The 13126-nt window shown below is 69.1% G+C and carries 13 protein-coding genes; 6 read left to right on the top strand and 7 right to left on the bottom strand.

Going from position 1 to position 13126, the window contains the following annotated elements:
• The first annotated feature begins 4 nt into the window (after nucleotides 1-4).
• From POL67_RS44870 to POL67_RS44845, 6 genes are all read left to right on the top strand, one after another.
• Entirely contained in the window at nucleotides 5-586 is a 582-nt protein-coding gene (locus tag POL67_RS44870) for a GNAT family N-acetyltransferase (RefSeq protein ID WP_271927517.1), read from the top strand.
• A 58-nt stretch (nucleotides 587-644) separates the two neighbouring features.
• Nucleotides 645-2219 carry a sensor histidine kinase gene (locus POL67_RS44865; RefSeq protein WP_271927516.1) on the top strand — a complete coding sequence of 525 codons (1575 nt, stop codon included), beginning with the start codon at nucleotides 645-647 and terminating at the stop codon, nucleotides 2217-2219.
• Nucleotides 2216-4120, top strand: a complete 1905-nt coding sequence (locus POL67_RS44860; protein WP_271927515.1) for a sensor histidine kinase — start codon at nucleotides 2216-2218, stop codon at nucleotides 4118-4120. The genes POL67_RS44865 and POL67_RS44860 overlap by 4 nt, the downstream gene beginning before the upstream one ends.
• 45 nt (nucleotides 4121-4165) lie before the next feature.
• Nucleotides 4166-5194, top strand: coding sequence for a Holliday junction branch migration DNA helicase RuvB (gene ruvB / locus POL67_RS44855; RefSeq protein WP_271927514.1), 1029 nt, complete (start codon nucleotides 4166-4168; stop codon nucleotides 5192-5194).
• Nucleotides 5195-5250: 56 nt separating this feature from the next.
• Nucleotides 5251-7281 (top strand): PAS domain S-box protein, encoded by a 2031-nt coding sequence (locus tag POL67_RS44850; protein ID WP_271927513.1) that lies wholly within the window; start codon nucleotides 5251-5253, stop codon nucleotides 7279-7281.
• A 69-nt stretch (nucleotides 7282-7350) separates the two neighbouring features.
• Nucleotides 7351-8517 (top strand): sensor histidine kinase, encoded by a 1167-nt coding sequence (locus POL67_RS44845; protein ID WP_271927512.1) that lies wholly within the window; start codon nucleotides 7351-7353, stop codon nucleotides 8515-8517.
• A gap of 9 nt (nucleotides 8518-8526) precedes the next feature.
• On the opposite strand, the gene POL67_RS44840 is transcribed toward POL67_RS44845, so the two are convergent.
• Genes POL67_RS44840 through POL67_RS44810 form a run of 7 tightly spaced genes read right to left on the bottom strand, consistent with a single transcriptional unit; the run spans nucleotide 8527 to nucleotide 13115 of the window.
• Nucleotides 8527-9171, bottom strand: a complete 645-nt coding sequence (locus POL67_RS44840) for a M23 family metallopeptidase (protein ID WP_271927511.1) — start codon at nucleotides 9169-9171, stop codon at nucleotides 8527-8529.
• Between the two features lie 21 nt (nucleotides 9172-9192).
• Nucleotides 9193-9699, bottom strand: coding sequence for a hypothetical protein (locus POL67_RS44835; protein WP_271927510.1), 507 nt, complete (start codon nucleotides 9697-9699; stop codon nucleotides 9193-9195).
• A complete protein-coding gene (locus POL67_RS44830) occupies nucleotides 9696-10445 on the bottom strand; it encodes an anti-sigma factor family protein (RefSeq protein WP_271927509.1) in 750 nt (249 codons plus the stop codon). Before POL67_RS44830 ends, POL67_RS44835 begins: the two co-directional genes overlap by 4 nt.
• Nucleotides 10442-11278 (bottom strand): sigma-70 family RNA polymerase sigma factor, encoded by an 837-nt coding sequence (locus POL67_RS44825; protein WP_271927508.1) that lies wholly within the window; start codon nucleotides 11276-11278, stop codon nucleotides 10442-10444. Before POL67_RS44825 ends, POL67_RS44830 begins: the two co-directional genes overlap by 4 nt.
• Nucleotides 11279-11320: 42 nt before the next feature.
• Complete coding sequence (locus tag POL67_RS44820; protein ID WP_271927507.1) at nucleotides 11321-12514, bottom strand: S1C family serine protease; 1194 nt, start codon at nucleotides 12512-12514, stop codon at nucleotides 11321-11323.
• Complete coding sequence (locus POL67_RS44815) at nucleotides 12511-12801, bottom strand: DUF1844 domain-containing protein (RefSeq protein ID WP_271927506.1); 291 nt, start codon at nucleotides 12799-12801, stop codon at nucleotides 12511-12513. Before POL67_RS44815 ends, POL67_RS44820 begins: the two co-directional genes overlap by 4 nt.
• Entirely contained in the window at nucleotides 12798-13115 is a 318-nt protein-coding gene (locus tag POL67_RS44810; protein ID WP_271927505.1) for a hypothetical protein, read from the bottom strand. The genes POL67_RS44815 and POL67_RS44810 overlap by 4 nt, the downstream gene beginning before the upstream one ends.
• Nucleotides 13116-13126 lie beyond the last annotated feature (11 nt).

Below are 13126 nucleotides of genomic sequence, written 5' to 3'. Positions count from 1 at the left end.
GCGCATGCTGGTCATCCCGCCGCGCGCCGATCTTCGTGCCCAGCCCATCGAGACGCCACGTCTCCTGCTCGCGCCCGTCGATCCCGCGGACTCGCCCGAGGTGTGGCTCGCGGTGAACGGGTCGCGGCCGCTGCTCTCGAAGTGGCTGCCGTGGGTGCAGTACTACACGGAGCCCGCGTCGAGCGTGCGCTTCACGGAGGCGTGCGTGGCCGACTGGGATCAAGGGCGCGCGGTGCGCTTCGCGATCCGGGAGCGCGCGGGGCGCACGTTCGCGGGTGTGGTGGGGCTCGAGTCGTGCGTGCACATGCATCGCTCATGCGAGCTCGGGTACTGGCTGCGCAAGGAGAGCATGCGGCGCGGGCTGATGACGGAGGCGGCGCGCGCGGCGGTGGAGTTCGCGTTCCGGTACATGGGCGCGCATCGCGTGCGGGTCGCGGCCGCGACGGACAACCACGCCTCGTTGCGGGTGATCGGGCGGCTCGGCTTCCGCTTCGAGGGCATCGCACGGCAGGCGGAGTGGTGTGAGAACCGCTGGCTCGATCACGCGGTCTTCGCGCTTCTCGGGACCGATCCGCGTCCGACCTGAGCCTTCCCCTTGAAGGCCGTGCGCGGGCGGATGATGCTCGTTCGCGGGCGAGACGAACGTGCGGCGCATCCCGTTTCGACTGTTCCGCGGCAGCCTCCCGCTCTTGCCGGTGGCGCCGGTGCTGGTGCTGGTGATCGGCATCGCGACGGCGTTCGCCATCGCGCTGCTCGGCATCGCGCAACTCCGTCGGATCAGCGACGACGCATCGTCCCTCCGTGCCGCCGCGATCGCCAGAACGCTCGCCGCGCGGATGCGCGTCGCAGCGGTGGAGGAGCGGCCCGAGATCGTAGGGCGCGCGGCGAGGCGCAGCGGCACGGAGCTCCTGCTCGTCGAGCAAGGCGGGCAGATCCTCGTCGACGAGAGCTTCGGTCCGCCGAACAAGGCCGAGGTGCAGCGGCTGCTCGCGGCCGGCAGCGGTGAGACACGCACGGCGCTCGGCCGCGTGCGGTTCGCCGCGCGCCCGCTGGATCCGCCGCTCGACGGGATCGCGGTGCTCGCGTTCGTCTCCGCGCCGAGCCCGCCGCCGGGCTACGTGCCGCTCGTGAACGCGGTCGCGGCGCTGACCGTGCTCCTGCTCGGCGTGGCGGTCTCCGTCGCGGTCGCGTTCACGAAGCAGCTCCGCGACGACGTCGAGTACGTGCGTGAGCGCATCGTGGACATGGCCCGGCCCGACGCGGCGCCGACCGGGCAGCCGATCCCGATCCGCTCGCTCGATCAGGTCGGCGTGCTGACGGCCGCGTTCAACCTGCTCGTCACGCGCTTCGCGGCCGCCGAGCGCAGCTACCGCGCGGATCTGCTGCAGGCGTCGGAGATGGACAAGGAGCGCTCGGCGTTCCTCGCCGGTCTCAGCCACGAACTGCGCACGCCGCTGAACGCGATCCTCGGCTTCGCGCACGTGCTCGAGAGCGAGGTCGACGGCCCGCTCAGCGACGAGGCGCGCGAGTCGCTGGCGGTGATCCGGACGAGCGGCGAGCACCTGCGGCAGCTCATCGACGACATCCTCGAGCTCTCCGCGCTGGAGACGGGCACGCTGCAGCTTTCGCGTGGGCCCGTGGATGTCCGTCAGATCGCCGAGCAGGTCGTGCGCGAGGCGACCGCGATCATCACGAACAAACCGTTGGGGCTCGAAGTAACGGGCGAGAGCCGCCTCTATGCGTACGCGGACAAGCGGCGCGTGCGGCAGATCATCACGAACCTGGTTTCGAACGCGGTGAAGTTCACGGCGCGAGGAACGGTGACCGTGAAGATCGAGGCGCGCGGATCGTTCGTGGCGATCATCGTGCGCGACACGGGGCCGGGGATCCCGCGCGAGCAGACGGCGGCGATCTTCGAGGAGTACCGGCAGCTCGGCGACGCGCAGTCGCGCCGCAGGGGCACGGGGCTCGGCCTCGCGATCACGAAGCGGCTCGTGCACATGCACGGCGGCACGATCGACGTGAGCAGCGAGATGGGGCGCGGCTCGACGTTCACCGCGACCCTGCCGCACCTCGCGGATCCGGGCACGATCGTGGAGTCGTCGAGCGACTCGCGCGTGATCGATCTCTCCTCGGATCCGCCGCCGCGCCCGTCGCGCCTGCTCGACTCGATGACGCCGCCGCCGATGCCGCTGCCGCGGAGGAAGGGGGAGGGATGAACGACGTCGCCCGCACCTTCACGCGCAACATCCTGGTCCGCCAGCTCCTCACGGGCCTCGGGGGCTTCTGCGCCATCGCGTTGCTCGCGCCGAACCTCATCGTGCTGGACTGGATGATGACGAAGAACGTCCTCGTCACCGGCGCTGCGCTGATGATCGTCGCGTTTGGTCTGTGCTTGCTCGTGACGCTGCTGCGGGTCCACAAGCATCGCGCGCTTTTGCATGTGCTCTCGGGGGGCACGGCGACGGTACGCTCGCAGGACTTCGGGGAGCTCGCGTCGCTGCCGAGCGCGATCACGCTGCGGACCTTCGTCGTCGGCTCGGTCGTTTCCTTCGCCGGCATCGCGCCCGGTGTCCGTCCGGAGAAGCTCGATCAGGGCCGTGCCATCAGCCTGCTCTGCCTCACGATCACCATCGTCGGCGCCGCGTCGCTCATCCAGTACGTGTTCATCCGCGCCGCCACGGTGCGCCTGCTCGAGCTCGTCCCGATCGAGCCCATCACCACGCTGCTCGAATCGCAGGAGCTGCACCAGATCCCGCGCCGCAGGCTTCTCCAGAAGTTCTTGATCGCGGTCGTCGCGCCCGTCGCGCTCGTGGGCGTGGGCGCGGTGCTCACGACGCACGCGCACATGCGCACGCTCACCGAGCAGAGCCGGAAAAACACGGCGCAGCTCCTCGCGAAGATCGCGCTCGATCCAGGGCCGGGGCAGGGCAACAAGAACGCGCGGGAGGACGCCGTGGCCGCGGCCGCGGAGCACGGCTTTCTCGCGAGGATCACCGGCCCGCGGCGCGACGGGGAGCCCACGTTCCGGCGTGAGGTCGACGGCGAGCTCGTGCTCAGCGTGCCGCTCGAAGACGGCCAGGCCGACGTGCGCTTCACGGCCGAGCTCGACCCCGCCGTGACGACGGAGGGTGTGGCGATCGCCCTTGCGTTCGTCCTTCTCGCGGCGCTGCTCGGCGTGCTGATCGGCCAGGCCCTCGCGGCCGACCTCAAGCTCGCCACGCACCGCGTGCGTCTGCTCGGCACGGAGAGCGTGCTGCGCGGCGCGACGCAGATCGCGCGGCCTGCGCGCTTCGAGCTCGTCGCGCGGCTCGGGCGGGCGATCGAGGTGCTCGCCGAGCGCTTCCGGATCTTCGCCGGCGCGCAGGAGCGCGCGCTCGAAGCGCAGGAGGCTGCGCAGCGCATGCGAGGCCTGCTCTTCGCGAGCGTGAGTCATGATCTGAAGAGCCCGCTCAACGCGATCCTCGGCTTCGCGGAGCTCGTCGGTCGCGAGGAGCTCACCGTGAGCCAGCGCGAGAGCCTCGCGCTCATCGCGAACCGCGGCCGCGAGCTGCTCGGCCTCATCGAGTCGATCCTGGACACAGCGCGCGTCGAGGCCGGACAGCTCACGCTCATGCCGCGCGCGACCGAGGTTGCGCTCCTCGCGACGGACGCCGTGCGCAAGGCGCGCGAGCTTTCGGGCGACGCGCAGAACGACGTCGTCCTCGAGGTCGCCGAGGGGCTGCCGACGATCCCCGTGGATCCTGCCTACACGGCGCGCGCGATCGCCGTCGTCGTCGCGCATGCGATCCGGGCGTCGGCGGCCGATGCGGCCTCTCGCGCGGTTCGTGTGCGCGCCCTCCGTCCTGCCGAACCGGGCCAGGCCGTGCGTATCGACGTCGAGCTCGGTAGCCGCAACACCACGCGCGCCGAGCTCGAAGCTCTCTTCGCCCGCCGCGCCACTTCGCGTGGCCGTGGCCTCACCCTCGGCTTGAGCCTCGCGCAGTCGATCATGGAGCTGCACGGCGGCTCCGTGAGGGTGGAGGACACCCCCGACGGCGCGCCCGTCATACAGTGCTGGCTCCCCCTCGTGATCCCGGGCAGCCGTCCGCGGCTCTCCTCGAAGCCCGCGCTTGGCTGAACCGGCGCCTTCCCTCCTCCCTTCGTACGGGCTACGTCCTGCCGCATGTCCGAGCGCGTGATCTCTCCGGCGTCCACCGCGGACGACGACCGCTTCGATCGGCTCTTCCGGCCGGACTCGCTCGACGAGTACGTCGGGCAGGACAAGCACCGGCAGAACCTCAAGGTCTTCGTCGAGGCCGCGAAACGTCGGCGTGAGCCGGTCGATCACACCCTCTTCTGCGGCCCGCCTGGCCTCGGCAAGACGACGCTCGCGCACATCGTGGCGCGCGAGATGGGCGTGAACCTGCACGCCACGAGCGGCCCGGCCATCGAGCACAAGGGCGCGCTCGCTGGCCTGCTCACGAAGCTCGAAGCGCGCGACGTGCTCTTCATCGACGAGATCCATCGGCTCACGCCGGCCGTCGAGGAGAGCCTCTACCCTGCGATCGAGGCGTTCAAGATCGACATCATGACGGGCGACGGCCCGTACGCGACGACGATCCAGCTCGCGCTCAAGCCTTTCACGCTGATCGGCGCGACGACCCGCACGGGCCTGCTCACGGCGCCGCTGCTCTCGCGTTTCGGCTACGTCGTGCGCCTCGACTTCTACCCCGTCGAGGATCTCCAGCGCATCATCACGCGGAGCGCGCGGCTCATCGAGGTGCCCATCGACGACGCCGGCGCCCATGAGCTCGCCGCGCGCGCCCGCGGCACGCCGCGCGTGGCGAACCGCCTCTTGCGCCGCGCGCGCGACTTCGCCGAGATCCTCGGCACGGGCCGCATCACCGCGAAGATCGCCAGCATCACCGCCGAGCGCCTGGAGATCGACGCCGCCGGCCTCGACGAGATGGATCGGCGCCTGCTCATGGTGATCATCGATCACTACGACGGAGGCCCTGTCGGCATCGACACGATCGCCGCCGCGCTGAGCGAGCCGCGCGACACGATCGAGGACGTCTACGAGCCTTACCTCCTCCAGCAGGGTTTCCTCGGCCGCACGCCGCGCGGGCGTATCGCCACGCGAAAGGCCTACGAGCACCTGGGCAAGCCGATGCCCGTGAAGGGAACACCCCAGGGCGATCTGTTCTCCTGAAGCGGAAGAGCGGCTGCACGTTTCCCTTCCTGCGCGACCGCGGATAGTCTCGTTCCGTGCTCCCCGCGCTCCCCGTGCTCGTCGTCGACGACGACGCCGTCAGCCGACACGTGCTGACGCAGGCGCTCGCGGGCGCCGGCATCCCCGTGGCCACGGCGGCGTCCGGCACCGAGGCCCTCGCGTGGCTCGCCGAGCGAGACGCATCGCTCGTCCTGCTCGACCTCGTCATGGCTCCGCCCGACGGCTTCGAGGTGCTTCGTCACCTGCGCGAAGACACGCGCATCGGCGACGTCCCGGTCGTGGTGCTGACGGCGCTCGACACGGACGGCGACATCACACGCGCCTTCGACGCAGGCGCCGACGACTTCGTTCGAAAGCCGTTCCGCCCGGCAGAGCTCCTCGCGCGCATCCGCGGCCAGCTTCGCATGCGTGAGTACGTCGACGCGCTCTGGCGTCGTGAGCGAGACGCGCGTGTCGTCCTGGAGCTCACGCAGGCGCTCTCGTCGACGCTCGACTTCCGCGACATCCTCTTCACGGTCGTACGTCGCATCGCCGAAGTGGCGCGGGTCGATCGATGCAGCATCGTGCTCGTCGGCGACAACGTCGACACGGGGTACGTCGTGGCCGCGAGCGACGATCGGGAGCTGCGCGATCTGCCCATCGTCCTCGACAAGTACCCGGAGATCCGGCGGACCCTCGAGACGGGTGAGGTCCTCGTGATCGAGGACGCTGCGACGCACCCACTCTTCGAGGTCGTGCGCGCGGATCTGCCGCAAAACTCCTTCCGCTCGCTCGCGCTCGTCCCGATCGTGTACGACGACAAACCCATGGGCGTGCTCTTCCTGCGCGCGCGGCAGCCGGGGACGATGCGTGATCACGAGCTCTCGCTCGCGCGCACGGTGGCGAACGCGACGGCCATCGCGCTGCGCAACGCGAAGATCCTGCAGTCGCTCCGCGATCAGACGCAGGAGATCAACGTCGCCCGCTTCGAGGCCGAGCGCCGCCTCGCCGCGCTCGAACGGTATGCCGACTTCTTCCACTCGGCCGCTGATGGCATCGTGGTCGTCGACGTGGACGGCCGAATCCTCTTCTCGAACGCGCGCGCGAGAGAGATCACGGGGCTCTCGGAGGAGCAGCTCGCCGCGAGCCGCCTCGCCGACGTCGTCGATCCGAAGGACCTCCCGACGCTCAACCGCATTCGCAGGAGCTTCAAGCGCAACATCTTCCCGCACATGGTCGACATCACGATCCGCCGTTCGAGCGAGATCGCCTGCGAGCGTCGCATCATCAGCGTGAGTTCGAGCTCGGTGCTGCGCGAGGACGGCGGCGCGATCCTCGTGAGCCTGCGCGACGTGACCGATGATCGCGCGATCGCCGCCGAGCTGAAGAAGACGAAGGAATTTTTGGAGCGCGTCATCGAGAGCTCGGTCGACGCGATCATCTCGGCCGACAACGAGGGCGTGATTCGCCTCTTCAATCGCGCCGCGGAGCGCATCTACGGCTACCGCGCGAATGAGGTGATAGGCGAGATGAACGTGCGCGACCTTTACGTGCCGAACCGCGCCTCGCAGATCATGCGGCTCATCAAATCACCGGAGCACGGAGGCCCGGGGAGGCTCGAAGGCTACCGGACGGAAGCGCTCGCGAAGGACGGCACGCTGATCCCGGTGCTCCTCTCGGCCGCGCTGATCGTCGAGGACGATCGGCCCGACGGCTCCGTTGGTCTCTTCACGGACCTTCGCGAGCGACTGCGCATGGAGGCGAAGTTGACGAAGGCGCAAGATGAGCTCCGTGCCCGCGAAAAACAGGCGCTCATCGCGGAGCTCGCGGGCGCGGCCGCGCACGAGCTGAACCAGCCGCTCACGAGCGTGCTCGGCTACGCAGAGCTCATCAACCGGAGGGCGGAGGACCCGGCGTCCGTCCGCTCCGCAGCGTCGACGATCCTCGGGGAGGCGGAACGAATGGCCGAGATCGTCCGGAAGATCGGCAAGATCACGCGCTACGAAACCAAGGCGTACGTGGGGGCAGCGAAGATCATCGACCTGGACCGGTCCAGCGAAGAGGACCCCAACCGAGCGCTCGGGTGAGAGATGGGTGCCGAAGGTCTCGAAGCTCCGATGCGGGAATCTCAGATCCCGATCACGCAAAGGAAAGCGATGCGCCGCGATCTCCCTGTGGAGTGGCTCGACGCTCTGCTCGTCGCCTCCTGCGAAATCCCACCCGCCGCGAGCGCGGAGGAAGCAGCCACGTCGCTCGTCGCCGCAGCATTCGAAGCGCTGCCCGACGCGGCGATCGGCGTCTGCGTGCCGGGCGGTAGCGAAGGGCAGGTCGTCGTGCGCCGAGGCGCGCGCAGCGAAGGCGCGGAATCCCCCGATCCGACGCGGCTCTTCCCCGAGTACGCGTTCGAGCGTGTCGTCGTCATCAACGCCGACGAGGGCTCGACGTTGCACCTCGCCTCCGACGACGAAGCGCGCTTCGCCGGTACGGGCTCGATGGATGCGTTCGTCGATCGCCTCGCGCTCGCGCTCGCCGCAGCTCTCCGCAACGCGCGCATGCATCGCGCGGCGCGCGCGCATGGCACCGAGGTGAAGGAGCTCGAAGCCCAGGTCATCCAGGCTGGCAAGCTCGCCTCGCTCGGCCAGATCGCCGCCGGCATCGTGCACGAGCTCAACAACCCGCTCACGTCGATCGTCGCGTACTCGGACTACCTCCACAAAAAAGCTCTGCGCACGGAGGCGGATCCCGCCGACGTCGAGCGCCTCGCGCGCATCAACGAAGCCGCCGAGCGCATCCTGCGTTTCTCGCGCGACCTCATGGCGTACTCGCGCCCCACCGCGTCCGTGCCCGCGCCCGTCGCCATCCACGACACGATCGAGCGCGCGCTCGTGTTCTGTGATCACGTGCTCGGCGAGATGCACGTCGAGGTCGAGCGCCAGTTCGGCGACGTGCGCCTCGTTCGTGGCGTCGCCGGTCAGCTCGCGCAGGTCTTCGTCAACCTCTTCACGAACGCCGCGCACGCGATGCGAGAGCAGGGCGGACGCCTGATCATCAAGACCGCGATGTCCGATGTCGGCGACGCGGTACGCATCACGATCCAGGACGAAGGCCACGGCATCGACGCCGCGCACCTCGAGAAGATCTTCGAGCCGTTCTTCACGACGAAGACCGACGGCACGGGCTCGGGCCTCGGGCTCAGCATCGTGCGGAACATCGTCGCGTCGCACGGTGGCAAGATCCGCGCACACGCCCACGTGGAGAAGGGCACGGTCTTCGAGCTCGATCTTCCGCTCGCCGCATCTCCGAGCGAGCCGCCGCAGCGCTGACGGCGCGCTCTACTTCGCGAGGAGGCGATCGCCCTTCTGCGGGAGCTCGACCGACATTGCGCCGTTGCGCTCGTAGGGCGTGTACCGAGGCGGGACGCCGCGCGCGGAACTCGCGTCCGCGTCCGTCATGATCTGCCAGTGCAGGTGCGGCGCGAACGAGTGCCCTGAGTTGCCACATCGACCGAGCTCGGTGCCGGCCGGGACGAACATGCCTTTGCGCACGCGCACAGTGCCCGGGATGAAGTGCGCGAAGAGCGAGTACTCGCCGTTCTGATGATCGAGCACGACGAAGTTGCCGTGCATATCGTACTTGTTCGCGCGCCCCGGGACGTTGTCGGGGACGCCGTCGACCGCGACCACCACGACGCCGGGCGCGTCGGCCACGATGGGCTGGTTGTACGAGGGATGGTCCTCGTTGCGCTGCGACTTCGGCATGTTGTCGTCGATCACGAGATCGAGCGCGTAGGCCTGGTCGTTGTTCGCGCCGTAGTGCGTGCGGTAAACGCGCCACTGGCCGACGACGGGGAGCCGGTAGAGCACCGTCCCGGGTGCATAACGCGGCATGTTCGGAGGAGGAGCGCTTCCGCCGCAGGCGGAGAGCAGGAGGCTTCCGGCGACGAGGAGGGGGGCGAAGAAAGACGAGCGGGGGAGCATCCGCCCTTCACTATACCGAGTTCAGGGATTGACCTTGATTCCGATGACGAGGACGCCGCCCTTGTGGTTCTGGCCGGCCACGAAGAAGGTCTCGCCGGCCTTTGCGTTGACCTCGAGCAGCGGGAGGAAATCGCTGCCGCCGGGCTTCTGGATGCTCGCGCTGATGACGTAGCGCTTCGATTCGCCCTTTTTCGCCGGCTGGACGACGTCCTTCAGCGAGACCTTGAGCACCCTGTCGTTCGGGAGCTTCAGCGTGGAGGGGCTCGCCTTGGACGAGGTCTGCTTCGAGCGATCGAGCAGCTTGTAGCTGTTGTACGAGGAGAACGGCGGCTTCGCGAGTTCGGGCATCTTGCCGATCTTGGGGTCGATGCCCGTGCCGTCGTTCGTGCCGTGGAGGACCACGATCTCCATCGAAACGGATGCGTCCGCCTGAGCGGCGGCGGCGTCCTGGGCATGCGCCACGGAGGGGACGTGCCCGAGCGACAGCCCGAACGCGGCCACGAGCAAAGCAAACAGCGGGAGCCTCATTGTTCTCCTCCAGCGGAATCGTCGGCCAGCCACACGACGGTGGTGGTGTGGTTCGACGTGGCAGCCTCCGCCGGCACGTAAAAGATCGTGCCGATTTTGGTGCCAAAGTCGACGGCTGCGACGGCCACGCCCGGCTCGGCATCACCGTCCTGCGCATCCGTGTCGGCCACACGCGCCGCCTCCGCAGTCGTCGGGGCCGGCGTCGCGGGCAGCTCCGCGGGCGTGGTGGCTGCGGCCACCGGCGCACCTTGCGGATGCGGCGTACCGACATCCATGCGCCCCCAGATCATGAGGCCCGCCGCCGCCGCGACCGCGATCGCCGCGAGCGCGAAGATCCCGCGCGAGTTGTCGTTCAACGGGGGCGATTTCGCCGCCGCCTTGTCGAGGCCCGGCCGAAGCAGCGGTTTCACCTCGGCGTCCTTGCGCTCGAGCGGCGCGTCGAGCGGCGCGGGCGCGTCGTCCCTCGCGTCACGCGTCGGGCTCTTGTCGGCCGCGATGCGGGCCATGATCCCGTCGGTCAGGTCGATCGTCGCAGCGCTCTCGGCGTTCTCCCGGACGATCGAGGCCGAGAGCGAGAGCGCGGCGACCTTGTTTCGCAGTGCGCTGTCACGCGAAAGGGCCTGACGAACCTCGCGCAGCCGCTCGCCTTCGAGCTCGCCGTCCACGTACATCATCAGCTCGAGGTCCGTCGGCGGCCGCTTCGTGCGCGTCGCGTGCGCTTCTCCGTTCATCGTCTTCGTGGTCACGGCGCCTCCTCCGGCTCGGCTGGGATCTCGTCCGTATGGCCGCTTCGCGAACGCCCTTCCTCCGCGTAGCAATCCGCGAGCGCGCGCTGGAGCTTCTGCCGGGCGTGGAACAGCCGGCTCATGATCGTCCCTTTCGAGACGCCCATGGCAACGGCCATTTCTTCGTACGACATGCCTTCGACCTCACGCATCAGAATCACGCCTCGGTGGTAGGGGGGCAGGGCATCGAGGGCATCCTGGATGCGGCTCGCGATCTCCCGGCGGCGCATGACGTCGATCGGGTCGGCGCCATCGATGCGAGAGACCAGCGGAAACTCCGTCGGCTCCTCCGAAGCGGCTTGTCCGTCGACGAGCTCGGCGTCCCGACGCCCAGGCTTGCGCATGAGGTCGATCGCGAGGTTCGTGACGATCCGGTAGAGCCAGGTGAAAAACGACGAGCCACCCTGGAAGGAGTTGAGGTTGCGGTAGACCCGCAAGAAAGCATCCTGAACCAGCTCGCGTGCGTCGTTCTCGTCCCGGACGAGACCCATCGCAATCGCGAAGGCGCGGCGCTGGTGGCGCTCCACGAGCCGCCTGAACGCCGCCTGGTCCCCCTTCTGTGCCCGAAGGATGAGCTCACGATCTTCCTCTGCCTCCCGCCTTCGGGCCTCTTTGTTGGACGCCTCCTGCGAAGACCTATTCACGCGGCCGAGACGGCCGATCGCGGCTTCGGGGAGCGGCGGGGCGTCAGGGAGATCGTCCGGCAGCCCCAGGGCGCCTTCAGTCTGGTCGTCCGTCGGGTCGGCCGGCTCGGGCCGGAGGGACTCGTCCGGGGGCGTGGGAATGGGGGGCACGGCGAGGTGATACTCTAGGCGATCGGCCTTCCGGCCGAAAGGTCAAGGCTCCTCACGGTCGTCGATCGGCTCGAGCTCGCTGAGCGTTACGCGGACGTCGAAGACCCGCTCGAGACGCGCGATCCGTAAGGACACCGTCTTGTTGACGCCCGCGATGCTCGCGAGCCACCGCAGCTCGTTCGGATCGGCGACGGACTTGCCGTCGAAGGCGACGATGACGTCGTCGGGCGAGAGCCCAGCACGATCGGCCGGCCCACCCGCGATCACCTTCTGCACCCACGCGCCCTTGCGATCCGGCCGGCGCAGGCGTCCCGCCTCGATCGGGTTCAGCGCGTCGACGAAGACCCCGAGCGCGCTGCGCCGGATCTTCCCGTCGCGCAGCAACATGGGCAGGAGCTGCTTGACCATGTTGATCGGGATCGCGAAGCCGATGTTGTTCGCATTCGCGCGGACGGCCGCGTTGATGCCCACGACCTCGCCGCGCATGTTGAGCAGCGGGCCGCCCGAGTTGCCCGGGTTGATGCTTGCGTCCGTCTGGAGGAAGTTGAAGTAACCGCTGGGATCGAGGCCTTTGACATCGTCGCGCGTGCGGCCCTTCGCCGAGAGGATGCCCGCAGAGACCGTATGCGAGAGGCCGAACGGGTTGCCGATGGCGACGACCCAGTCGCCCACGTCGATCCCATCCGAGTCGCCGAGCGAAAGCGAAGGAAGCCCTCGCTCGTCGACGCGCAAGACCGCGATGTCCGTGTGCTTGTCCCGGCCGACGACCGTCGCCCGCATTTCACGGCCATCAACGAAGCCGACGACGATGTCCGTCGCGTCCTCGATGACGTGGTTGTTCGTCAGCATGAACCCCTCGGGGTCATAGACGAACGCGGTGCCGAGGCCCTCGGAGACAGCACGCCGGCGGCCCGACGAGGTCTCTTTCTCGACGCGCGCTTTCACCGTCGCCACGGCCGGATCCGCCTTCTTCGCGAGAGGCGCGAAGGAGATCGGCGTGCCTTCTGCCGTCACGATCGCCGGCGCGGAGGGAGCGGTTTGCGCGAGCGCCGGAGGCAGCGCCGTGGACGCCGTGCCGCTCGGAAGCGCGATGGCGCCGGGCGGGAGCGACGACGTGCCCTCGCCCGACGGGGACGAACCACTCGACGCTCCGCCGCCCTTGCCGCACGCCGACGCGGCCACGAGGAGCCACGAGATCAGGACGAGGAGCGAGAGCGGCGGACGACGTGAGCTCACGTTTCTTTGGATACCTCCGCGAGGCGCTCGCGCAACTCGTCGAGCGCCTGCGTGAGGAGCCGCTCTTCCTCGCCCGTGAGGTTTCCCTTCGTCTTCTCCTCGAGCAGCGTGAGGAGCTCGATGTTCTGCTGGGCGAGGTCGAGGCTGCGCTCCGAGTGCCCATCCGGGCCGGGCATGTCGCCGAGATGGACGTGCGCCGAGCCGATGATGGACATCACGAAGATCGAGAAGTCGAGCTTCGGGAGCTGCCCCGGAGGCGGCGCGTCGCGATCGTCCGGGCTGCTCACGCCTCGCCTGCCTCGTCGGCTGCGTCGTCGTCGTCGACGTCATCCTCGACCTCGACCGCCGCGCTGCTCACGGCCGGAGCCGGAGCCGCCGCCGTCGCAACGGGCTGCGGCGCTGGGGCCGGCGCCGAGGACGCGGAGACGAGCGCAGGCTGCGGAATGCCGAGCCCCTCGGCCTCCGTCTCGAGCTCGGGGAGCCCGGCGAGGTAACTGTCGATGTCCGCCTGCGAGATCACGCCCGCGGCGAGGAGGCGCTCGCGCACCCGGAGATCATGGGCAAGCGCGGAGAAGTAACCCTGATCGGAAGCAGCTTTCATCGGTTCGTCGT

This window comes from Polyangium mundeleinium (assembly GCF_028369105.1).
Taxonomy (GTDB): domain Bacteria; phylum Myxococcota_A; class Polyangia; order Polyangiales; family Polyangiaceae; genus Polyangium; species Polyangium mundeleinium.
The sequence above is the reverse complement of the archived record's forward strand: the minus strand, read 5'-3'. Positions and strand labels throughout refer to the sequence as shown.

Coding starts and splice junctions, on each gene's coding strand:
- POL67_RS44870 (WP_271927517.1), top strand. CDS start 5: ATGCTGGTCATCCCGCCGCGCGCCGATCTTCGTGCCCAGCCCATCGAG.
- POL67_RS44860 (WP_271927515.1), top strand. CDS start 2,216: ATGAACGACGTCGCCCGCACCTTCACGCGCAACATCCTGGTCCGCCAG.
- ruvB (WP_271927514.1), top strand. CDS start 4,166: ATGTCCGAGCGCGTGATCTCTCCGGCGTCCACCGCGGACGACGACCGC.
- POL67_RS44845 (WP_271927512.1), top strand. CDS start 7,351: ATGCGCCGCGATCTCCCTGTGGAGTGGCTCGACGCTCTGCTCGTCGCC.
- POL67_RS44840 (WP_271927511.1), bottom strand. CDS start 9,171: ATGCTCCCCCGCTCGTCTTTCTTCGCCCCCCTCCTCGTCGCCGGAAGC.
- POL67_RS44835 (WP_271927510.1), bottom strand. CDS start 9,699: ATGAGGCTCCCGCTGTTTGCTTTGCTCGTGGCCGCGTTCGGGCTGTCG.
- POL67_RS44810 (WP_271927505.1), bottom strand. CDS start 13,115: ATGAAAGCTGCTTCCGATCAGGGTTACTTCTCCGCGCTTGCCCATGAT.